Origin of the sequence: Belnapia sp. F-4-1, from assembly GCF_000802185.1 — a bacterium.
Lineage (GTDB): Bacteria > Pseudomonadota > Alphaproteobacteria > Acetobacterales > Acetobacteraceae > Belnapia.
The window spans coordinates 3,807,227-3,827,758 of record NZ_KN676113.1 but is presented as its reverse complement, the minus strand read 5'-3'; the positions used below and the strand labels follow the sequence as shown (position 1 = coordinate 3,827,758).

The following is a 20,532-nucleotide window of genomic DNA, read 5'->3' as shown; positions in this document are numbered from 1 at the left end:
GCGCCCCCCCGCCCCCCGCCACGTCACCGCCTCGCCGCGGCCGAGGATCCAGCCCGGCTCGACCATGGTGCCGCTGAAGCGCCAGTCGGCGGAGGGCCGGCCGTCGATGCGGAGATAGTGCCGCGCGGCGATCCCTCGCGCTTCGGCCGGCAGCAGCAGCAGGACCGGCTCCGCGCCGCCCAGCACCAGCAGCAGATGCGTGGGGTCGGGCGGGCTCTCGATTCCGACGACGGCACCGGTCAGCGTCCCGTCCGGCGCCAGGCGCGGCACATCCGCCGCCTCGTCCACGGCCGCATCGGCCGGGATGAAGGCGATGCGGTGCTGTCCCTCCGCCAGTCCGGGCAGCAGCGCGGGCTGGTCGGCCAGCAGATAGGGGATGACTCCGCAGGCCGAGGCGATGGGCAGCGGCAAACCCCCTCGCCCGGCGCCGCCGGCCAGCGCCGCGAGGTCCGAGAGCGTGCCGCCGGCGCCGCCCGCCTCTTCCGGCATGGCGACGGCGAGCCAGCCGAGGCCGGCCAGGCTGTCCCAGTGCCGCCGCAGGCAGGCGAGCTGCCCCGCGGGGTCGTCGATCAGGGCGAGTTGCCTGTCGGCCTCCTGGCCGATGCGGGAGGCCTGGTCGAAGGCATCGCCCGCGACGATGGGCACGGCGGTGAAGGGCATGGCGTCAGGACCCGAAGAGCTGCTTGGCGATGACGTTCTTCTGCACCTCGCTGCTGCCGCCGTAGATCGTGCGGACGCGGCTGTACATGTAGTTCTGCACCCACTCGACCCCCGGCGCCTCGGCATTGGGGCCGGCTGCGTCGGTCGGGCGGAAGCGCGGCGCCAGCCGCTCGCCGACAGCATCCAGCGCCACTTCCGCTACATGCTGGAAGGTGACGCTGGTGCCGAGCTTCAGCACCGAAGGCAGCAGGCCAAGCGGCCGGCCCTCCATCACCGCCGCGATCGCCTCCTGCCCCAGCGCCTGGGCGCCGCGCAGTTCGGCCTCGGCCAGCAGCAGCCGCTCCTCCAGCATGGCGCGCTTCAGTCGCTGCGCCTCGCCGCCCAGCTCGCGCGCCAGAAGCTCCCGCGTGCGCTCCAGGTTGCGCAGCGCCGGCGCGACATTGGCGCCGCCCAGCCGCTCCCGCTCCAGCAGGAATTTGCCATAGGTCCAGCCGCCGCCTTCCTCGCCGACGCGGTTGGCCACCGGCACGCGGACATTGTCGAGGAAGACCTCGTTCACGTGGTGCCAGCCATCGATGGTGCGGATCGGCCGGATGGTGATGCCCGGTGCGTTCAGCGGGATCAGCAGCAGGCTGATGCCCTGCTGCTTCTTCGCCTCCTTCGAGGTGCGGACCAGCGTGTACATCCAGTCCGCCTCATGCGCGTGGGAGGTCCAGGTCTTCTGCCCCTCCACCACGTATTCGTCGCCCTCCCGCCGCGCCGCGGTCCGCAGCGAGGCAAGGTCGGAGCCTGCGCCCGGCTCCGAGTAGCCCTGGCACCACCAGTCCTCGCCGCTCAATATGCCCGGCAGGAAGCGCCCCTTCTGCTCCTCCGACCCGTATTCGATGATGACCGGGCCGATATGCCGGAGGCCGTGGTGGTACTGCGGCGGGCAGTCGCATTCCGCCATCACCTCGTCGAAGATGTGGCGCTGCTTCAGGTCCCAGCCCGTGCCGCCATACTGCTTCGGCCAGCCCGGCGCGCCCCAGCCATGCTCGAACAGGATCCGCTGCCAGGGATACCAGACCTTGCGCGACAGCTTGCGGTAGGTCGCCACCACCGCGCGGATCTCGGGCGGGCAGCGCGTCTCGGCGAAGGCACGGACCTCCGCGCGGAAGGCCTCGTAGTCGATGACGGCGGACATGCTCAGCGGCCCTTGAATTCGGGCTTGCGCTTCTCGAGCTGCGCGGTGCGCGCTTCCTTCGCATCCTCGGTCTTCGACAGCTCATAGGTGAAGTTCTGCTCGAAGCGGTAGGCGTCCTTGGGCGACATCAGCTCGACGAAATTGCAGCTGTTCTTGGCATACTTGATCCCGAGCGGGCTCTTCTCCGCGATCCGGGCCGCCATCCGCATCGCCGCGGGCAGCAGCTCGTCCGGTGCCCAGACGGAATCGATGACGCCGAGCCGGTAGAGCTCCGCCGCCGGCAGCCGGTCGCCGGTGAACATCAGCCGCCGGGTGAAGGACTTGCCGAGGAGCTGGTTCAGCATCGCCGCACCGCCGGCCAGGCCCACATCGATCTCCGGCATGCCGAAGACCGCCGTCTCGCTCGCCATCATGATGTCGCAGGCCGCCATCAGCCCGAAACCGGCGCCGAGCGCCGCGCCGTTCACCGCGGCGATCACCGGCTTGGCGCATTCCTTGATGGCGTTGCCGGTCTCGCGCGTTGCCCGGTTGTGGTGCCAGTATTGCCCCGCCACCGAGGCATCCGGCCGCTGGCGCAGGTCGGCGCCGGCCGAGAAGATCTTGCCCTGGCCGGTCAGCACCAGCGCGCGGATGTCGTCGCGGTCGGTGGCCGCGTCGAAGATCTCGATCAGGCGGTCGCGCAGCTCCGCATTCACCGCGTTGACCGGCGGACGGTTCAGCGTGACGACGGCCACGTAATCCGCCACCTCGAACTTCACGACATCGGTGGACATTCCGCTTGTTCCTTCTCGATTGCCTGGGTCAGCCGGCCTGGATGCCGGCACGGCGGATGACCTCGCCCCATTTGGCGGATTCGCTGCGCAGCAGCGCGCCCAGCTCCTCCGGCGTGCTGCCCCCCGGCGGGCTCGACCCGGCGGCGCGCATCCGCTCATCCAGCGCGGGATCGGAAAGGACCCGCACCAGCGCCTCGTTCAGCCGCGCGATGATCGGCGGCGAGGTGCCCGACCGGACGCAGACATAGTTGACAACAGTGACCTCGAACCGGGGGATCGTCTCGGCGATGGTGGGCAGGTCCGGCAGTTCCGGCATGCGCTCCGCGCTGGTGACGGCGATGGCCCGCAGGTTGCCGGCCTGCAGCAGGGGCAGCATCGGCCCATAGGAATCGATCGACATCGTCACCCGCCCCGCTGCCGTCTCCTGCAGGGCCGGCCCGGTGCCGCGGAAGGGCACGTGCGACATGCGGATCCCGGCCTCGATGCAAAGCAGTTCGCCCGCCAAGTGGCTGCCGGCGCCGACGCCGGAGCTGGCGTAGGTCAACTGGCCCGGACGGGCGCGCGCGAGAGCGATGACTTCCGCCACGCTGCGAGCCGGCACGTCGCGGTGCACAGCCATCACATAGGCGCCCTTTGTCAGCACACTCACCGGGGCGAAGTCCCGCTCCGCGTCATACGGGAGCGAAGCCATGAGATGCGGATTGGTGATCAGCGGGCCCGGCGTGCCGTAGAGCAGCGTATAGCCATCCGCCGGGGCCTGGGCGACCGCGGCGGTGCCGATGGTGCCGCCCGCCCCGCCCCGGTTCTCGATCACGATCGGCTGGCCAAGCGCGGCGCCCAGCGGCTCGGCGACGAAGCGCGCGGTGATGTCGGCGCCGCCGCCCGGCGCGAAAGGCACGATCATGCGGATCGGCCGGCTGGGCCAAGCCTGCGCCCTGGCGGCCGAGGCGGCGCCGAGGCCGAGCAGACCGCCGAGGGCGGCCCGGCGGGACACCCCTGCCATGGCAAGCCCATGGCGAAGCCGGCCTGTCGTCATTCCTGGCCCTCCCTACCGTCCGCGCAGACCTACCGACCGATCGGTCGGGTCACGGGCGGACCCTAGCCCTCCCAGCCAACCCCTGCAAGCGCGGCGTCACCAGGGGCTTGTCCTGCCGCCGCGTGCGCCGTAGCGTCCGCGGCAACGAAGACCCGACCGGCCGGTCGGTAGGAGGAGGACGTCCTATGTCGCGCTGCCCGCGCCGGCTGCTGCTCGGCCTGGCCATGCTGCCCTGCCTGGCCGCCCCGGCCATGGCCCAAAGCCTGGCCATGGGCCTTGGCTCCCCGGTCTCCTCCCTCGATCCGCACTACCACCTGCTCCGCTCGAACGGCGAAGTCGGGGCCATGCTGTTCGACACGCTGCTGACGACGGATGCGAAAGCGCGGCTGCATCCCGGCCTCGCCGAAAGCTGGCGGCCGATCGGCACGGAAGCCTGGGAGCTCACCCTGCGGGAGGGCGTGCGCTTCCATGACGGGACGCCGCTGCTGGCCGAGGACGTCGCCTTCACCTTCGAGCGCATCCCGCAAGTGCGCGGCCCCGGCGCTTCCTACACCACCCACATCCGGCCGATCAGCCGGGTCGAGATCCTCGATGAGCGCCGGCTGCGCCTGCATACCGATAGGCCGGCGCCGCTGCTGCCGACCTACCTTTCGCAGGTGCTGATCCTCAGCCGCCGCCTGCATGCCGATGCGACGACGGCAGATTTCAACAGCGGCCGGCTCGCCATCGGCACAGGCCCCTTCCGCCTCGCCTCCTATGCGGCGGGCGACCGCATCGCACTGGCGCGCAACGACGCCTATTGGGACGAGCGCCCGCACTGGACGAGCGTCACCTACCGCATGATCACCAATGATGCGGCGCGCACCGCCGCGTTGCTCGCCGGCGACGTGGATTTCATCGACCAAGTCCCGACCAGCGATCTCGACCGCCTTCGTGCCGACCGCCGCTTCCGCCTTGCCGAGACGACCAGCCTTCGGGTGATGTATGTCACCCTCGACGGCACGCGGCCGCCCCCGGTGCCGCTGCTGACGGCGGCCAATGGCGGGCCGCTGGAGGCCAATCCGCTGGCCGATCTCCGCGTGCGGCGGGCGCTGGCCATGGCGATCGACCGGCGCATGCTCGTTGAGCGGGTGATGCAGGGCGCGGCGCTGGCCACCACGCAGTTCATGCCGCCCGGCACCTACAGCGCCCTGCCGGACCGGCCCGTGCCGCCTGCCGATCCGGAAGGCGCGCGCCGCCTCCTAGCGGAGGCAGGCTATCCGGGGGGCTTCGGCCTCACCCTGATCGGCTCGAACGACCGCTACATGAACGATGCCCGGGTGGTGCAGGCGCTCGGGCAGATGTGGACGCGCATCGGCATCCGCACCACGGTCGAGGCTCAGCCCTATGCCACCTTCATCAATCGCGCGACGCGGCGGGAAGCGCCGGCGGCGCTGCTCACCTGGGGCAATTCCACCGGCGAGGCCTCGGTACTGCTGAACTCGGTGCTGCGCACCCCGAGCCGTGAGGCGGGCCACGGCGCCGCCAACCGGCTGCAGTACTCGAACCCGGCGATGGACGCGCTGGTGGCGGCGGCCGAGGTGGAGATGGACGAGGCGCGGCGCGAGGATCTGTTGCGCCGCGCCAGCCAGGCGGCGCTGGACGATGCGATGCTGGTGCCGCTCTATTTGCAGAACGCGCTCTGGGCGATGCGGTCCGAACTCACCTACGAAGCGCGCATGGATGAGCGCAACGACCCCGCCGCGGTACGGCCCGCGGCACGCTAGAGCGGCCGTGAAAGGCCCAAGGCTTCGAAGCCCACGGACGCGCCCCATCGGCGTCGCATGACCTCATCATCAAGCACCTAAGCGCGGTGCCCGCGAAGCTGCGCCGTTCCGAAAGCAAGCTGCAGCGACGGCCGGATGCGGCAGTCGCTGCAGCCTCGTACATCGGGGCTTCGGTGCTTGGCACCGTTGACGACAGGCGAGGCGTGAAGCCGGCCTCGTGTCACCCGCGGCCTCAGTCGCGGGCGAAGGTCACCGGGTGGCCGTACTCGAAGCGCGGCACCCCGCGCATCGCCTGGCGTTCTGCGCCGCCCGGGTCCTGCGCCAGGCGGGCGTCGTTGCCCAGCAGCATGGTCGGACGGTGGCCGGCCTCGTAGGGGGGCCAACTCGGCACGTCCGGTGCCTGGGGGCGGCCGGTGCGGGCGAAATTGGCCCAAAGGGCCATCATCCGGCTGCGCACCGCCGGCAGCTCCGCGCCGTCGCCGGTGAACTCCGCCGCGCTTTCCAGATTGCCGAACACGAAGGGCAACTCCGCGGTATGCGGCGTGCGCAGCAGACCGCTCATGGCCGGGCTGCGCCAGGTGAACAGGTAGAGCCAGGCCGGTGCGCCGCCCGCCCCGGCCTGCAACTCGGCCGCCTGGATCATGCTCATGCGGTAGTTCTGGTCGGAGCAGATCGCTACCAGAAGGTCGCTTGGCGAGGCGGCAGGCAGCGCCGCCCGGTAGCCGGCCAGGACATGCTCGGTGGCCTCCGCGTCGAGCCGGAGGAAGCGCCGCACCCGGGCACGCAACTGCTCGGCGCCGATCGAGAAATTTGCCCGGTCCGGCGCCAGGTAGAAGGTCACCTCGGTTTCTGCCGAGCCGATCAGCAGCGGCACGTCCTGCGCCGCCGCGGGCGCCTCCGTGTGGAAGGGATGCCGGTGGAACACCACGCCGTCCAGCACCGGTCGGAAGTTGTTGGCGCCGCCATTGGCCGCCACCACCTTGGCCATCGCCGCCAGCAGGCGGTCGGCGGGAATGTCGCGCAGCCGCGCAGCATCGGTCGGGCGCAGCTCGAACTCGGCCAGCAGGCCATGGGCGGCGCGGGCGGCATCCTCCGGTGTGGCGAGGCTCAATGCGCCGGACCCGCTCTGCATGATGGCGCGGTGGAACAGCCCCTGCGCCGCCGGTGCCGCCATCAGGGCGCTCACCTTCGCCGCGCCGCCGGATTGGCCGAAGATGGTGACGCAGCCCGGATCGCCGCCGAAAGCCTCGGCATTGTCGCGTACCCAGCGCAGCGCCGCCACCATGTCGAGCACGCCGTTGTTGCCGGCGCCGGGCGGCAGGCCCTCGGCCTGGAGGAAGCCGAACAGGTTCAGCCGGTGGTTGACCGCCACCACGACCACATCCTGTTCGCGGGCTAGGGCGCTGCCGTCCAGCACGGGCGCGGTGCCGGCCCCGCTGCTCCAGGCGCCGCCATGCAGCCAGACCAGGATCGGCCTGCGCCGGCCGTCGCGCAGGCCAGGCGTATAGATGGCGAGGGTCAGGCAGTCCTCGCTCTGCTCCGCCACCGGATTGGTATAGGCGAATACCGGCAGGCCGGCGCCGCGGAGCTGCGGTGCCGAGGCGCCATGCGTGTCGGCCCGGCGTTCCCCGGCCCAGGGCGCCAGCGCGCCGGGCGGGCTGAAGCGGCCGGCGCCGGTCGGGCTCGCGGCATAGGGGACGCCCTTGAAGGCCAGGACGCCCTGGCTGGCGCTGCCGCGCAACCTGCCATGCGTGGTCTCGGCCAGCGGCTCGGGGGCTGCCCGGCCGGGCAGCGGCAGCGTGGCCAGTGCGGCACCGGCCGTCAGCACGCGGCGGCGGGGCGACAGGGGCTTGGGCTCGGGCATGGACGGTTCCCTCGGCATTTTGGCGGGCATTGGCGGCGGCCTGCGAGGCCATTGGCCCATCCCGGCCGGGTCGGATCAAGCCCAGCCGGCCGGGCTGGCCGCCGGAGCAGGCATGGTTGCGCAGACAAGTGGGATGCGGCGGCCGTGCGGGGCCTGCCGCGCTACCGCCCGCCCAGCGCTCCGGCCTCGCGCAGCGCCCGGATCTCCGCCGGCGCGTAGCCATGCTCGGCCAGGATCGCCTCGGCATCCTCGCCGAGGCCGGGCGGCGGCGGCGCCGGCGCCTTCGCCTCGCCGGCGACGTGGAGCGGGCTGTCCACCGTCCAGTGGCCGGCGGCCGTCGGGCGAATGGCGCCCGTGGCACGCGGCTGGTCTGCCGCTGCCGCCTCCGCCGTGGTCGTCACGGCATCGAAGGTCAGGCTGGCGGCATCCAGCACCGGCCGCCATTCCGCCAGGCTGCGCGACGCGAAGGCGGCCCCCAGCATGGCGGCCAGCGCCGGCGCATTCGCCCGGCGCTGCGCCTGGTCGGCGAAGCGTGGGTCACCGCCCCAGCCCGGCTGTCCAAGCACCTCCAGCAGCGCCGGCCATTGCCGCGCCTCGTTCAGCAAGGCCAGCAGGAACCAGCGCCCGCAGCCGGCCTGGTAGAGGTTGACCATGGCGTTCGGCGCCTGCTCGCGCGGCGGCCGGGGGATGAACTCCGCCCCGTCCAGCGCCGCCTGCACCATGAAGCCGTTGGACCAGAGCCCGGTGCCGAGCAGCGAGGCATGCACCAGGCCCCCCTGCCCCGTCCGCTCGCGCCGGTAGAGCGCCGTGACGATGGCGCCGTAAAGGGCGAGGCCGGCCGGGTGGTCTCCCATGCCGGCCACCGAGCGGGCCGGCGGGGCACCGGCATCCGGCCTGACGAGATCCATCAGGCCGCTGCGGGCCCAGTAGGCGGTGGCGTCGAAGCCGGTCTTGTCGGCCTCCGGCCCGGTTTCGCCATAGGCGGTGAGCGCCGCGTAGATCAGCCTTGGGTTCAGCGCCAGCAAGGCGTCCGGCTCGATGCCGAGGCCGGCGCGCAGCCGCGGCACGGTGTTGGTCACCAGGATGTCGGTGGCACGGATCATGCGGTGCAGCACCGCCTGGGCGTCGGCGCGCTTGAGATCCAGCACGAGCCCCCGCTTGCCGCGGTTGTCGAGCATCCAGGGGTAGTCCGTCCCGCTCCGCGGCTGGCCGGGAGCGCCGGCCAACCCGCGATACGCGTCGCCGCCGGGCGGCTCCAGCTTGATGACGCTGGCGCCGAAATCGCCCAGGATCGTGGCCGCCGAGGGCCCGGCCACATAGGTCGCCGCATCGATCACCTTGAGGCCCGCGAAGATCCCGGTCATCCGTGACATCTCCCTGTCATCGCCCGCAGCTGCGCCGCGGCCTCGGCCCCCGGGCCGGCCGCTAGCCCTGCATGAAGCCGTTGAGCTGCGGCGTGGGCAGCGCCCGGTCGACATAGCCGAAGGTGCCCGCCTCCCTCACCTCCTGCGCGGCCTCGATCAAGCCGGTCATGGCCATGCGGTAGAGCGAGGTCGCAAGGCTGACCCGCTTCACCCCGGCCGCGGCTAGCTCCGCGACCGCGAACGACCTTCCCTTGATCCCGGCCATGAAGTTGAACGGCTTCGACAGGGCGGCGCAGACCATGCGCACGGCCTCGAGGTCGGGCAGCCCGGGGGCGAACACCACGTCGGCGCCGGCCTCCTCATAGGCGCGCAGCCGGGCGATCACACCGGCCAGGTCGGGCTCGCCCCGCAGGAAGCCCTCCGCCCGCGCCGTCAGCATGAAGGGAAAGCCGAGGCTCCTGGCCGCCTCCGAGGCAGCCCTGATCCGCGCCACCGCCTCGTCCAGGCCGTAGAGCGGCCTGTCGGCGCGCTCGGTGGCATCCTCGATCGAGGCGCCAACGAGGCCCATCCCGGCCGCCAGCCGGATGGCCCCGGCGACATCCGCAGGCGCATCGGCGAAGCCGCGCTCGAGGTCGGCCGACACCGGCAGGTCCGTCGCCTCCACGATCCCCCGCGCATGGGCCAGCGTCTCATCCCGGGTCACGGCCCCGTCGCGCTTGCCGAGCGTGCCGGCGCATGCGCCCGAGGAGGTCGCCAGCGCCTCGAAGCCAAGCGCGGCAAGCACCCGGGCGGAACCGGCATCCCAGGGATTGGCGATGACGAATGCTCCGGCGCGCCGGTGCAATGCCTGGAAGCGTTCCGCCTTCTCGCCCTGGCTGGCAGGCATGGCTTGTCCTCCCGTCCCGGCGGAAGCCTATCACGATGCGGATTGACCGATAGATGCGCTCGTCCCCAGCCTTGGGGCGACAGCAGCGAGGGGCGAGTTCCATGGAGTTTCTCGGCCAACCGGGGCCCGGCGAGGCCCGTCCCTTCAGCCGGGCGGTCAAGGCCGGCGGGCTGGTCTGGGTTTCGGGCCATTCGGCGCCGCACGACCCGGCGCGCGGGGTCCACCGGGGCGCCACCGCGGCCGAGGAGGTGCGCAATGCGCTTGCCTTCATCGCCGGCCTGCTCGCCGAGGCGGGCAGCAGCCTCGACCGGGTCGTGCAGGTCACCATGCTGATCAGCGACCGCGCCGACTACGCCGCATGCAACGCCGAGTATGTGCGGCACTTCCCGGCCGGGCTGCCGGCCCGCCATACCGCGCTGTTCGGCGTTCCGACCGAGGCACGGGTGGGGTTTGCCTGCGTTGCCCTGGCTGAGACGGTGCCGGCCGGCAAGACGGAGCCGTGAGCGCGGCCTGGCGGACGCTGACGACAAGCCCCCGCCCCGCCAGCCGGTGCTGCCTTACCGAGACCGGCGGCCACGCCGCTCGAGATGCCGTCGCAGCAGGGCCATGTTGCGGAGGTTGGCGCGGAAGAAGACATCGGCGACGGAGCCTGCAACCGGCACGGCACTGATGACTGCATCCAGCCCGACATTGGCCACCATGCGCAGGAGCAAGCCGGCGGGCAGACCGAGCCGGCGCGCCTCCCAGATCAGGTAGGCCGACACGGCCGTGGAGGCGACCGGGCCGACGGCCGGCAGCAGGCTCAGGAGGGCATCCGTCCCGAAGCGTATTCCCGTGCCCGGAATCCGCCAGTTGCTGTCGAGCAAGCGCGCGATCATCTCGAGGCGGGCAGGCATGTCCTGCTCGCGGCTGCCTGCGATACCCCTGACATCCGCGGCCGGCTGGCTGCTCATCCTCTCCTCCCCATGGGTCACCCAGGGAACGCCTCGTGCAGCCGATGGTGCCGCCTGCATGAGGCGTTCCCCGGACGCCCCATCATCGAGGCAAGGTGGCGAGGAACTCCTTGGCCCGCCGTCGCGCCTCCTCCTCGATCAATGGCCAGGGCCAAGCCGGATGGGCCGCCAGGACATGTTCCATGAACGTCGCCACGAGATCCCGCTCGCCTGGCATCATGCGCAGTGCCTTGGGCTCGAACGGTGCAGGACGGGCTGGCAGCGAATCGTCGGGCATGGCGGAAGCCTAGAACGAATCATGAACACGACAACACTGCCGAATGCAGGACGGCCCCTCTTTTCCCCGCTATCCACAGCAGTGGCTTGCAAGGCGTCGGCGGAGAGGGCGCCCGGCCCAGGATTCACCGGATATCCCGAACCGATGAAGGGCTGCCTTACACCGGGTGGGCGGCTGCCATCCCTGGCAGGCAGCCACCCTTCCCGGTCCCGTCAGATCCGGAAGGCCTGCCTGGCCAGCAGCCGCCAGTCGCTGCCCTGCCGCTGCCAAACCTGCAGCACGCCGATATGGACCGGCGTCACCTTGCCCTGGGTCTCGGTCTCGCCACTGAGGACATGCCTTACGATGGCCTCGTTGCCGGACAGCGTGATCGTCTGGGCGCTGAGGTTGATGGTACGGAAGGCCGCAGTCTTCGCCAGCAGGTTGGCGATGAACTCCGCCTTATTCTCGACCTTGCCGGCCGAATGGCCGTAGCTCAGGGCGTCGGCGCAAAGCGGCTCGAGTTTCGCGCGATCCGGATCGAGCATGGCCCGGGTCAGCGCCTCGACGGCGCGCGCGACGGCCTGCTCGTCGCCAGCCTGCGCCGCGGCGGGCAGCGGCGCCATGAGCGGCGCGGCGATGATCGAGGCAATGCCACCGAGGGTGGCGTGGCGTCGTCCGAAAGTCATTCTTTCCTCCCCTGCCAAATTGCTTGGCTCCTGGAAGGTTACGAGCCCTGCGGGGGAGCGTCCACTGGAGCAGGAGCAAGCCGCGCAATTGGCCGGTGGTTCATGAAGGCTCCGGCCAAGCCACCGCCGGACGAGATGCTTCGTGCCGGCTCTCGCAACCGTGGCCCACCCCTCGTGCCCGGGCCACCGGCCCGGATGGAGGAGCAGGCATGGCACATCACGGTCGCTGCACCTGTTGCACTACGCCGGATCGGCCAGCCTCGCTAGTTGCGATCACGAGATAGCGGCGCGCCGCTCCGGCATCGCCCTGCACGACCTGCCGGATGGGTCCTACCGCGTCGACGATGGCTGCTCCCGCAGGGTTGGCTGTAAAGGCGGCCAGCGGCTGCAATGCGCCGCTGCCGTCCGGCATCGCGGCGAAGGCAAGCATGTAGGGCTTGCCCGGCTGCAACCCGGTGACGGAGGCCTGCAACACCTGCGTCAGCCCCTGGTCGAACAGGGACACGCTGGTCAGCGCATCCTGCTTTCCGGGCGAGCCAAGGCTCAGCTGGGTGGTGTTGGCCGCCAAGCCCAGCGGCTGCAATCCCTGCCGGCCGTCGCCCTCCGGCACGGCGTTGCTGACATAAGCCAACGCCTGTGGCGCCTGCCCTATCGGAACCTCCGCCACCACGGTGTTGCTGGCGGTCTCGATGACCGCGAGGGCATCGGTGTTCTCCAGCCCGACATAGACGCGGGTGCCGTCGCCGGACGGCCACACCCCATGCGGCAGCTTGCCCACCGGGATGGTCGCCACCTCCGAGAAATCGTCGGTCCGCAGCACCCGCACCAGGTTCAGCCCCCCTACCGTGACATAGGCGAAGGTGCTTCTGGGCGTGGCGGCGAAGTTGACGTGGTTGGTGATGGGTCCTGTCTCGAAGCTCCTGATGACGCCGAACGGCGGCCGGGCGTCGAACACCATGGTGCGGCCCACATCCTTCAGCGTCAGCCAGACCTGCCTGCCGTCCGGGGTTGCCGCGATGTTGGGGCAGAAGGGACTGTCCTGCTTCACCCGGCCGACGATCTCGTGGCGGGCGGTGGAGATCACCACAGTTTCCGGATTGAAGGAGGAGCACACATAGCCGTACTCGCCATCCGGCGAGAAGATCGTCATGCCAGGCCCGGCAGGCACGGTGATGCGCCCCTTCTCGGCGAAAGTGGCGGCGTCGATGACCGACACGTAGTCCTCGCCGCGCACCGTGACCCAGACTTCCCGGCCGTCGGGCGTGAAGAAGGCCTCGTGCGGCGACCGGCCGACATAGGTCGTGTGCTTCACGGCGTTGGTGGAGGTGTCGATGAAGGTGACGGAGTTGCTGCCGATGGAGACCACCGCCAGCGTTCGGCGATCCGGCGAGAAGCCCATGCCATGCACCAGCACCTGCCCGCGGTAGAGCGGGCTGAGATTGCCGGGCTGCGGGTCGCCCAGCCGGATGACGCCGAGCAGGGTGTTGGTGGCTGGATCGGTCACCGACACCGTGTTGGAGAATTGCTCCGCCGCGTAAACGCGGTCGCGCGAGGACACCGGCACGTCACGCGATGCCGCAGGGTCCGGAGCCTGGCCAGCCCGGGCCGCGGCCATGAGGAGGCCGCCACCGAGGCAGACGGAGGCCAGCAGGAGGTTTTTCATGGTCGGGCTTTCCCTGGAGCAAGCTCCGATCAGGTGGAATCACCTGATCGGAGGAATTTGCTCGATCAAACAACAGGCTAGAGCGGGCTCCGTGAGCCAGTGCGAACGGACACCGCCCTAACGAGCCGAGGACGCGGTTGATGCCGAAACCGAGGGGGGCACCGATCGCGGCAGGGGCGTGCCGATGGCCAGCTGCATGGCCGCGATCTCCGCCTGCTGGGTGATGACGATCTCCTGCGCCAAGCGGCGAAGCTGCTCGTTGCCGCCATGCCGCAGCAGTGCGGTGGCCATGTCGATGGCGCCCTGGTGGTGCGCTGTCATCATCGCCACGAAGTCGCGGTCGATGTCGCCGCTGGGCGGGACGGCCATGGCTTGCATCATCCGCGTCATGGCGACGTCGTTCTCGGCCAGGAAATCTCGCTGCGGTGTTCGCTCCGCAGCCGTCCCGGCGGTCCGATGGTGCTCGTGGTCCCCGTGCGGCAGGGCGCTCCCGGCGCTGCCCAGCAGCAGGAGCAACCCGGCCAGGCAGGTACGCCGCGCGCGTAGGCGAGAAAAGATGGCGTTCAAGATGCCCTCCGAAGCTCGATGGACGTGACATGACGGGCAACGGCCACAGGTGCCATCATGCCCGGTATGCGCCGACAGGGGCCATGTCGGGGCGGAAGCCGGCGCGCTGGCGATCCTTGCCCGGGCGGCACTCCGGGCCAAGATCGTCCGGCCGGCCTCAATTCCGGGCGAAAGCCAGCAGGTCCCCGTTCAGCCGGTCCTGGTGCGTGGAAGCGAGGCCATGCGGCGCGCCCTCGTAGATCGTCAGCGTCGCGCCGCGCACCACGGTCGCGGTCAGCGCGCCCGCATGGGCAACCGGCACGATCTGGTCGTCGTCGCCATGGATCACCAGCGTGGGCACGTCGATCTTCTTGAGGTCGGCGGTGTAGTCCACCTCCGAGAACTCGCGGATGCAGGCGTGGTGGCCGAGGATCGAGCCCATCATGCCCTGGTTCCAGAAGGTGTGCCGCAGCCCCTCGTTCACCGCGACGCCCTCGCGGTTCATGCCGAAGAAGGGCAGCGCGAGGTCGAGGTAGAAATCCGAGCGATTGTCGGAGACGCCCTTGCGGATGCCGTCGAACACCGAGATGTCGAGCCCGCCCGGCCATTGCGGCGTGGACACCATGATCGGCGGCACCGCGCTGAGCAGCACGACCTTGGCGACGCGGCCGGTGCCGTGCCGGCCGATGTAGCGGACCACCTCGCCGCCGCCGGTGGAGTGCCCGACCATCATCGCGCCGCGCAGGTCGAGCGCTTCCATCACGGCCGAAAGGTCGTCGGCGTAGGTATCCATGTCGTTGCCGTGGCCCGTCTGGTCGGAACGGCCATGGCCGCGCCGGTCATGCGCCACGACGCGAAAGCCCTCCTGGAGCATGAACAGCATCTGCCCGTCCCAGGCATCCGAGCACAGCGGCCAGCCATGCGAGAAGACGACCGGCTGGGCGCCCTTCGGCCCCCAGTCCTTGCAGAAGATGCGCGCGCCGTCGGTCGCGGTGACAAAACTCATGGGGAGTGATTCCTTGCTGGAGGCATGGCGGGCACGCGCCCGGGATGCTTCAGTCGGCTCGGGCGGGAACGGGATCGAAGAAGAGGTAGATCGCCGCGATCCGGCCGTCGCGAACGAGGATGACATCGGTTCCCGCATGGGCCGGGGCCTCGCCCGGCCGGCCGGCTACCCACTGGATGCGCCCGGCCGCGCCGTGCATCTCCTCGGGCCGACGAAGGGGCGAATAGCGGAGGCCGGGCTGGGCATCCCGGATCACCCCCGCGATCCTGTCGATCGCGTCGCGCCCGCGATGGATGCCCTCGGGCTCGTAGAACACCGCGTCCTCGGTGAAGAGTTCATCGATGGCGGTCCGGCGGCGTCCGGCGTCATCCTCGCCGAAGACGTCATGGAGATTGCGCGTCAGAAGCGTCGCTATGCTGCTGGGCATCGAGGTCCTCCCCTGCGGCCGCGTTCAGGCACCTTCGACATGAGGGCTCGTCGCCTGCGCCACCTCTGTCAGGTAGCCCTTCACCAGCTCACGGGCCTTGCCGGCGACGGGCGACTTCCAGTCCCGGAACAGCTCGGTGCCGAAGGCGAGCGCGGTGGTGGGCACGGCGCCGGCCTGCACCAAGCGCTGGATCGCCGTCGCATGCGCGACTTGCGACAGGCCCCCGACGGCGTCCACCGGAAAGGCCACGTCGTAGCCGTCCCGCAGCATCTCCACGACCGGAAAGGCGAGGCAGATTTCCGTGAACAGCGCGCCGACGAGCAGCCGCTTGCGCCCGGTTGCGCGCACGGCGTTGCGGAAGGCCGCATCCTCCCAGGCATTCATGGAGGAGCGGTCGATCTCCCGTGCCCCAGGCAGTTCCGCGAGGATGGAGGATCGCGTCGGCCCGTTCACGCCCAGCTCGACACCCACCGTGGACAGCACGATCGGCATGCCGAAGGCCTTGGCCGTCCTGATGAGGAAGCGGATGTTCAGGTCGACGAGACCCGCCGGCGTCTCGGAGCGGATCTGGTCGAACATCTCCTGCTGGTAGTCGATCACCACCAGGGCCGTTTCCTCGTACCTGAACACGCCTTGTCCCGTCATCCTGCCACTCCATGCATCCATCCGAAGCAAGCCGCGTCGCGGTTCCTCCATGCGCCCCATGGGGTCATCCAATCCGGCGGGACGATAGCCGCGTCATCCGGCGAACTGTGTCGCACAACGGGGAACGCCATCAGGCCGCCGGGCAGCCCCGGCGCGATCACGCGGCGGCATCGGCCATGATCGCGGGCCGGGCACCACCGAATGCCGTCACCATCGCGTCGATCAGCGCCTGGACCTTGCGGGATGGATAGGCCCCCGGTGGCCTGACCACGTAGAGGCCAGCCTGCGGGACGGGATGTTGCGTCAGCACGGGAACCAGGGCGCCCGACGTCACGAAGGGTTCGGTGATGAAGTCCGGCAGGTAGGCGAGGCCAAGCCCGGCACAGGCCGCTGCCACCAGCGCCGATGCGCTGTCCGCCTTGAACCGGCCCCGTGGGTGGACCGTGACGACGCGCCCGCCGTCGAGCAGCCGCCACGTCTCGGAGCCCTGCATGAGCGCCTCGTGGCATGCGAGGTCCGCCAGTCTCCGCGGAGCGCCGTGACGCTCGATGTAGTCCGGGCTGGCGACCAGCTTGCCGTCGATCGGGGCGATCTGGCGGGTCACGAGGCTGGAGTCCTGCAGGTACCCGACGCGGACCGCGGCATCGAAGCCCTCGCCGACAAGGTCGACGAAGCTGTCGCTGTAGGTGGCGTGGACATGCAGCAGCGGATGCCGCCTCGCCAGTCCGACCAGGACCGGCGCAACATGCGTCGAGCCGAAGGTCGTGGGCAAGGCAAGGCGGAGCCTGCCCCGTATCGCGCCGTCCGAGCGAAGGAGATCCTGCGCCAGGTCCATCTCCGCGCAGGCTCGCGCCGCATGCTCGCGGAGGATGGCGCCGGCCTCGGTGACCGAAGAGCCGCGCGTGGTGCGCGCGAGCAACTGGCTGCCCAGCTGCTGCTCGAGCCTGAGCAACCTGCGGCTCACGATGGACTTCGCGATGCCGAGGCGCGCGGCCGCGGGCGACACGCCACCGGCGTCGGCCACCTCCACGAAGGTCCGCAGGTCATCCAGGTCGAACACGGGCTTTCCTTTCGCTCTCCGATGGCAATGAGACCCTTCTCAGCCGAACCGGACCAGGTTGAGGGCCGGCAGCGGCCCGCCCGGGAACTGGACGAGCCGGGCACCCAGGGCGAGCGGCCCGAGATCGATCCCGAAGAAGCCGAGCCGTTCGATCAGAGCGCCGACCTCCGCCTTCGCGTCGGCGTCGTCGCCCGACAGGAACAGCACGCGCCGCCCGCCCTCGGCCGCGGGATCGCCAGCGACGAGTTCCGGCTGGAGGTGGTTGAACGCCTTCACCAGCCGGGCGCCGGGCACGAGCTGCGCGACGATCTCGGAGGACGCGCGGCCGCCCAGCTCGGCGGGCCGGAACAGCGGCGCCTCGATGGGGTTGTTGGCGTCGACGACGATGCGCCCACCGAAACCGGGCAGCCCGGCCAGCGCCTCCGGCAGCTTCGACCAGTTCACCGCCACGAAGACGATGTCCCTGGAGGCCGCATCCTCGCGGCTGCCCGCCGTGATGGTTGGACCGATGCCCGCGACGACGTCCGTCAGGCTCTCGGGTCCGCGGCTGTTCGACAGCGTCGCGGCGATGCCGTGGCGGGCGAGCGCCGTGGCGATGGCGCGCCCGATATTGCCGGCGCCGATGATGCCGATGCTGGGCATGGTGATGCGTTCTCCGTTCCGGTGGATGGGATGGTCAGGCGGACTGGCCGCCGTCGACGTTCAGCGTCGCGCCGGTGACGTATCCGGCGTCCGGGCTGGCCAGGAACGCGACCGCTGCGGCGACCTCCTCGGGCCGGCCGTAGCGGCCGAGCGCGGCGAGGCCCTTCAGCATCGCCGCGAAGGGGCCATCGGCCGGGTTCATCTCGGTGTCGATGGCGCCCGGCTGAACCAGGTTGACCGTGATGCCGCGTGGCCCGAGGTCGCGCGACCAGCCGCGGGTATAGGCCGCGACCGCCGCTTTCGTGGCCACGTAGTCGGCGGCTCCGGCGAACGGAACGTGGACCGCCCCGGTCGTGCCGATGGAAACGATGCGGCCCCCGTCGGCCATGAGCGGCACCGCGGCGCGCACCGCGGCGGCCACGCCCTTCACGTTGACTGCGAGCTGGCGGTCGAAGGCGGCAATGTCGGCCTCCGCGTCGCCAACCATGCCGGTGACGAAGACGCCGGCGGAATTGACGAGGATGTCGAGCCGGCCGAGGGCGGCATGGGCATCGCGGACCAGCGTCGCGACCTCGGCGGGGTTCGCCTGGTCGGCCCGGATGGCGACCGCGCGTCGGCCGAGCGCATCGACCTCGGCGACCACCTGCTCGGCCCGCTCGCGCGAGGCGGCGTAGCTGAAGGCGACGTCGGCGCCATCCCGGGCCAGGCGGCGCACGACCGCCGCGCCGATGCCGCGCGCCCCGCCGGTCACGAGGGCCGCCTTGCCGGCGAGGGGGAGAAGGGTTTGCGTCATGGCCGGTGATCCGTCCTGCTTCGATAGGAGGAAAATCGCGCCTTCCTTCACCCAGGATTAGCCGGGAACGGCTTGCCAGACCTTCAAGCCTTCGTTGAAGATAAAGACGTGGAAACCCTGGCCAACCTGGAATCCTTCATCCGCAGCGCGGAGCACGGCAGCTTTTCCGAGGCCGGGCGGCGCATGTCGCTGACCCCGGCCGCGGTCAGCCGCAACGTCGCCATGCTGGAGCGGAACCTGGGTGTGCGGTTGTTTCACCGCTCGACGCGGCGGCTGACCCTGACCGAGGCAGGCGAGGCTTTCCGCCTGGGGATCGCCGACAGGCTGGACGGCATCCAGGCCGCGATCGCGGAGGTGGCCACCGGCGGTGGCGAGCCGGCAGGCACGCTGAAGGTCAGCCTGCCGCCGTCGCTGGGCCTGACCTACATCCTGCCCTTGCTGCCCGGCCTCCTCGCGCGTCACCCGCGCATCCGGCCCGAGTGGCATTTCGAGAGCCGGCCGGTCGATCTCGTGGCCGAGGGGTACGACGCCGCGATCGGCGGCGGGTTCGAGCTGTCCCCGGGCGTGGTCGCGCGCGCGCTGGCGCCGGCCCACATCATCGCTGTCGCCTCGCCCGGCTACCTGGCGGGGCGGGTGCGGCCTGCCGACCCGGCAGGGTTGCGGCTGCTGGAAGGGGTGGTGATGCGCGCGCCCCGGACCGGGCGGATTCGGCGATGGACCATGCGCGACGCGGCAGGACAGGAGATGCCCGTGCTCCTGCCGGAAAGCGTCGTGGTCAACGATCCCGTCGCGATGCGCGAGGCCGCGCTGCTCGGCCTTGGCGTCGCGATGTTGGCCGTGCCCGATGCGCTGCCTGCGCTCGAGAGCGGCCAGCTCATACGCCTCGTTCCGCGCTGGTATGCCGATGCGGGGGCGATCTCGCTCTACTACGCGTCGCGGACCTTGGTGCCCCGCAAGACGCGCGTCTTTGTCGACTGGGTGACCGATGCATTCGCAAAGCAGAAGCTGGCGGCGCGCTTCGCCGGAAGCCTGATGTAGCAGGCCCTGGCATCGGACCGGTGCGGTGGCGCTGTTGGCATCGGGACAGGCATTCGCTGCGTGGCGTTGGCCATGGTCGGCGCCCGCCGGGCCGCGGGCGCCACGAGGCCCGGCGCGTCGGTGACGCGGGTGTCCGAAACAGCGACAGGGCCGTGCATGTTCGCCTCGAGCGCCACCTCCCCACTGGACCCAGGCCATGCAAGGCTGTGCGCAACGATTGGGAGGAAACCATGTCAAGCACCAGGATTGCGCGCCGCAGCCTGCTCGCCGCCGCCCTCGCCGCGCCGCATCTGGCCACGCCCGCGCTGGCGCAAGGCCGGCCGGTGACGCTCGTCGTCCCCTTCCCGCCCGGCGGCTCGACCGACCTCATGGGCCGCCTGCTCGCCGAACGCATGGCCCCCCTGCTCGGCCAGCCCGTCCAGGTCGAGAACCGCCCCGGCGCCGCGACCGCGGTCGGCGCCGAATACGTCGCCCGCGCCACGCCCGACGGCGCCACCCTCCTGGTCAATTCCGGCACCACGCTGACGCTCAACCCTCTGCTGATGCGCAGCCTTCCCTATCGGCCGGAGGATTTCGCCCCCGTTTCCCTGCTCAGCATCCTGCCCTTCGCCTTCGTGCTGCAGAACCGCCTGCCGAAGACCATCCCGGAATTCGTGGCGCTGGCGAAGGCGCAGCCGGGGCGGTTGAACTACGGCACCAACGGCCCCTCCTCCTTCAACAACATCGCCGCCGTGCTGGTCGCCGAGCAGCTTGGCATCCGCATGCAGGACGTGACCTACCGTGGCGACGCGCAGCAACTGAACGACTTCCTCGCCGGCACGCTCGACGTGCTGGTGGTCGGCGGCGCCTCGGCCATCGGGACGCACCGCAACGGCCAGGGCCGCATCATCGGCTGGACCGGCGACCGGCGGATGCCCGGCTTCCCCGAGATCCCGACCTTCGCCGAGACGCAGCCGGAGGCGGTGGCGCAGACCTATTTCGGCCTGGTCGCGCCTGCGCGCACCCCGGCCGCCGCCATTGCCCGCCTCGCTGCCGCCGCGGGCGAGGCGCTGAAGGAGCCGGGCTTCCGCGACCGCCTGCTCGCCGAGGGCCAGTTCGTCATCGGCAGCGGGCCGGAGGACTGCGCCGCCTTCATGCAGAAGGAGGCCGCGCGCTGGGCTCCCGTCCTCCGCCGCATGAACCTCCAGATCGAATGACGGCAGCCCACGCCAGTTGGCCCGGCCGCCGCCGGCGTGCCGACCAGGGCCGAGAGCGGCCTGCCCGGCGCCGCGGTCGATCTCTG

22 protein-coding genes are annotated in these 20,532 nt (G+C 70.9%); 4 read left to right on the top strand and 18 right to left on the bottom strand.

From position 1 onward, the window contains the following. The 4 genes from LH62_RS31560 to LH62_RS18135 form a co-directional block, all read right to left on the bottom strand. Nucleotides 1–660, bottom strand: a 660-nt coding sequence (locus LH62_RS31560) for an acyl-CoA dehydrogenase family protein (protein WP_201445535.1), incomplete at its 3' end; no start/stop codon positions are given. A gap of 4 nt (nucleotides 661–664) precedes the next feature. Further along, complete coding sequence (locus tag LH62_RS18145; protein ID WP_043363489.1) at nucleotides 665–1,843, bottom strand: acyl-CoA dehydrogenase family protein; 1,179 nt, start codon at nucleotides 1,841–1,843, stop codon at nucleotides 665–667. A 2-nt stretch (nucleotides 1,844–1,845) separates the two neighbouring features. Next, nucleotides 1,846–2,616, bottom strand: coding sequence for an enoyl-CoA hydratase/isomerase family protein (locus tag LH62_RS18140; RefSeq protein ID WP_043363487.1), 771 nt, complete (start codon nucleotides 2,614–2,616; stop codon nucleotides 1,846–1,848). A 28-nt stretch (nucleotides 2,617–2,644) separates the two neighbouring features. Beyond that, nucleotides 2,645–3,652 carry a tripartite tricarboxylate transporter substrate binding protein gene (locus LH62_RS18135; RefSeq protein WP_052214653.1) on the bottom strand — a complete coding sequence of 336 codons (1,008 nt, stop codon included), beginning with the start codon at nucleotides 3,650–3,652 and terminating at the stop codon, nucleotides 2,645–2,647. A gap of 185 nt (nucleotides 3,653–3,837) precedes the next feature. On the opposite strand from LH62_RS18135, the gene LH62_RS18130 reads away from it, so the two are divergent. Further along, nucleotides 3,838–5,418: an ABC transporter substrate-binding protein gene (locus tag LH62_RS18130; RefSeq protein ID WP_043363486.1), complete on the top strand. Its 1,581-nt coding sequence runs from the start codon at nucleotides 3,838–3,840 to the stop codon at nucleotides 5,416–5,418. Nucleotides 5,419–5,650: 232 nt separating this feature from the next. On the opposite strand, the gene LH62_RS18125 is transcribed toward LH62_RS18130, so the two are convergent. The 3 genes from LH62_RS18125 to LH62_RS18115 all read right to left on the bottom strand — a co-directional run bounded on the left by LH62_RS18125 (nucleotide 5,651) and on the right by LH62_RS18115 (nucleotide 9,532). Next, a complete protein-coding gene (locus tag LH62_RS18125; protein ID WP_052214652.1) occupies nucleotides 5,651–7,282 on the bottom strand; it encodes a carboxylesterase/lipase family protein in 1,632 nt (543 codons plus the stop codon). A 161-nt stretch (nucleotides 7,283–7,443) separates the two neighbouring features. Then, entirely contained in the window at nucleotides 7,444–8,646 is a 1,203-nt protein-coding gene (locus LH62_RS18120; RefSeq protein WP_043363484.1) for a CaiB/BaiF CoA-transferase family protein, read from the bottom strand. A gap of 61 nt (nucleotides 8,647–8,707) precedes the next feature. Then, complete coding sequence (locus LH62_RS18115; RefSeq protein ID WP_043363482.1) at nucleotides 8,708–9,532, bottom strand: oxaloacetate decarboxylase; 825 nt, start codon at nucleotides 9,530–9,532, stop codon at nucleotides 8,708–8,710. Between the two features lie 101 nt (nucleotides 9,533–9,633). On the opposite strand from LH62_RS18115, the gene LH62_RS18110 reads away from it, so the two are divergent. Further along, a complete protein-coding gene (locus LH62_RS18110; RefSeq protein ID WP_052214651.1) occupies nucleotides 9,634–10,035 on the top strand; it encodes a RidA family protein in 402 nt (133 codons plus the stop codon). A gap of 54 nt (nucleotides 10,036–10,089) precedes the next feature. On the opposite strand, the gene LH62_RS18105 is transcribed toward LH62_RS18110, so the two are convergent. The 11 genes from LH62_RS18105 to LH62_RS18055 all read right to left on the bottom strand — a co-directional run bounded on the left by LH62_RS18105 (nucleotide 10,090) and on the right by LH62_RS18055 (nucleotide 18,212). After that, entirely contained in the window at nucleotides 10,090–10,485 is a 396-nt protein-coding gene (locus tag LH62_RS18105) for a DUF4112 domain-containing protein (protein WP_082012642.1), read from the bottom strand. A gap of 82 nt (nucleotides 10,486–10,567) precedes the next feature. Further along, a complete protein-coding gene (locus tag LH62_RS18100; protein ID WP_043363481.1) occupies nucleotides 10,568–10,762 on the bottom strand; it encodes a hypothetical protein in 195 nt (64 codons plus the stop codon). A gap of 212 nt (nucleotides 10,763–10,974) precedes the next feature. Next, nucleotides 10,975–11,448, bottom strand: coding sequence for a nuclear transport factor 2 family protein (locus tag LH62_RS18095; RefSeq protein WP_201445534.1), 474 nt, complete (start codon nucleotides 11,446–11,448; stop codon nucleotides 10,975–10,977). 199 nt (nucleotides 11,449–11,647) lie between these two features. Beyond that, nucleotides 11,648–13,093 carry a YncE family protein gene (locus tag LH62_RS18090; protein ID WP_043363478.1) on the bottom strand — a complete coding sequence of 482 codons (1,446 nt, stop codon included), beginning with the start codon at nucleotides 13,091–13,093 and terminating at the stop codon, nucleotides 11,648–11,650. 117 nt (nucleotides 13,094–13,210) lie between these two features. Next, on the bottom strand, nucleotides 13,211–13,660 hold the full coding sequence (locus LH62_RS18085) for a DUF305 domain-containing protein (RefSeq protein WP_236552573.1): 450 nt from the start codon (nucleotides 13,658–13,660) through the stop codon (nucleotides 13,211–13,213). Nucleotides 13,661–13,817: 157 nt separating this feature from the next. Next, on the bottom strand, nucleotides 13,818–14,645 hold the full coding sequence (locus tag LH62_RS18080; RefSeq protein ID WP_043363477.1) for an alpha/beta fold hydrolase: 828 nt from the start codon (nucleotides 14,643–14,645) through the stop codon (nucleotides 13,818–13,820). A 49-nt stretch (nucleotides 14,646–14,694) separates the two neighbouring features. Then, on the bottom strand, nucleotides 14,695–15,072 hold the full coding sequence (locus LH62_RS18075) for a nuclear transport factor 2 family protein (RefSeq protein ID WP_043363476.1): 378 nt from the start codon (nucleotides 15,070–15,072) through the stop codon (nucleotides 14,695–14,697). A 24-nt stretch (nucleotides 15,073–15,096) separates the two neighbouring features. Beyond that, entirely contained in the window at nucleotides 15,097–15,717 is a 621-nt protein-coding gene (locus tag LH62_RS18070) for an isochorismatase family protein (RefSeq protein ID WP_160299849.1), read from the bottom strand. A 157-nt stretch (nucleotides 15,718–15,874) separates the two neighbouring features. Beyond that, complete coding sequence (locus LH62_RS18065; protein WP_043363475.1) at nucleotides 15,875–16,777, bottom strand: LysR family transcriptional regulator; 903 nt, start codon at nucleotides 16,775–16,777, stop codon at nucleotides 15,875–15,877. 39 nt (nucleotides 16,778–16,816) lie between these two features. After that, complete coding sequence (locus tag LH62_RS18060; RefSeq protein ID WP_043363474.1) at nucleotides 16,817–17,419, bottom strand: NADPH-dependent F420 reductase; 603 nt, start codon at nucleotides 17,417–17,419, stop codon at nucleotides 16,817–16,819. Nucleotides 17,420–17,453: 34 nt separating this feature from the next. Next, the gene (locus LH62_RS18055; RefSeq protein WP_043363473.1) at nucleotides 17,454–18,212 is read right to left on the bottom strand and encodes an SDR family NAD(P)-dependent oxidoreductase; all 759 of its coding nucleotides are present in this window, start codon (nucleotides 18,210–18,212) and stop codon (nucleotides 17,454–17,456) included. Nucleotides 18,213–18,320: 108 nt separating this feature from the next. Here LH62_RS18055 and LH62_RS18050 point away from each other — a divergent pair, with 108 nt between their 5' ends. Beyond that, entirely contained in the window at nucleotides 18,321–19,250 is a 930-nt protein-coding gene (locus tag LH62_RS18050) for a LysR family transcriptional regulator (RefSeq protein WP_043363472.1), read from the top strand. A gap of 230 nt (nucleotides 19,251–19,480) precedes the next feature. Next, the gene (locus LH62_RS18045; RefSeq protein ID WP_043363471.1) at nucleotides 19,481–20,446 is read left to right on the top strand and encodes a tripartite tricarboxylate transporter substrate binding protein; all 966 of its coding nucleotides are present in this window, start codon (nucleotides 19,481–19,483) and stop codon (nucleotides 20,444–20,446) included. Nucleotides 20,447–20,532: the final 86 nt, after the last annotated feature.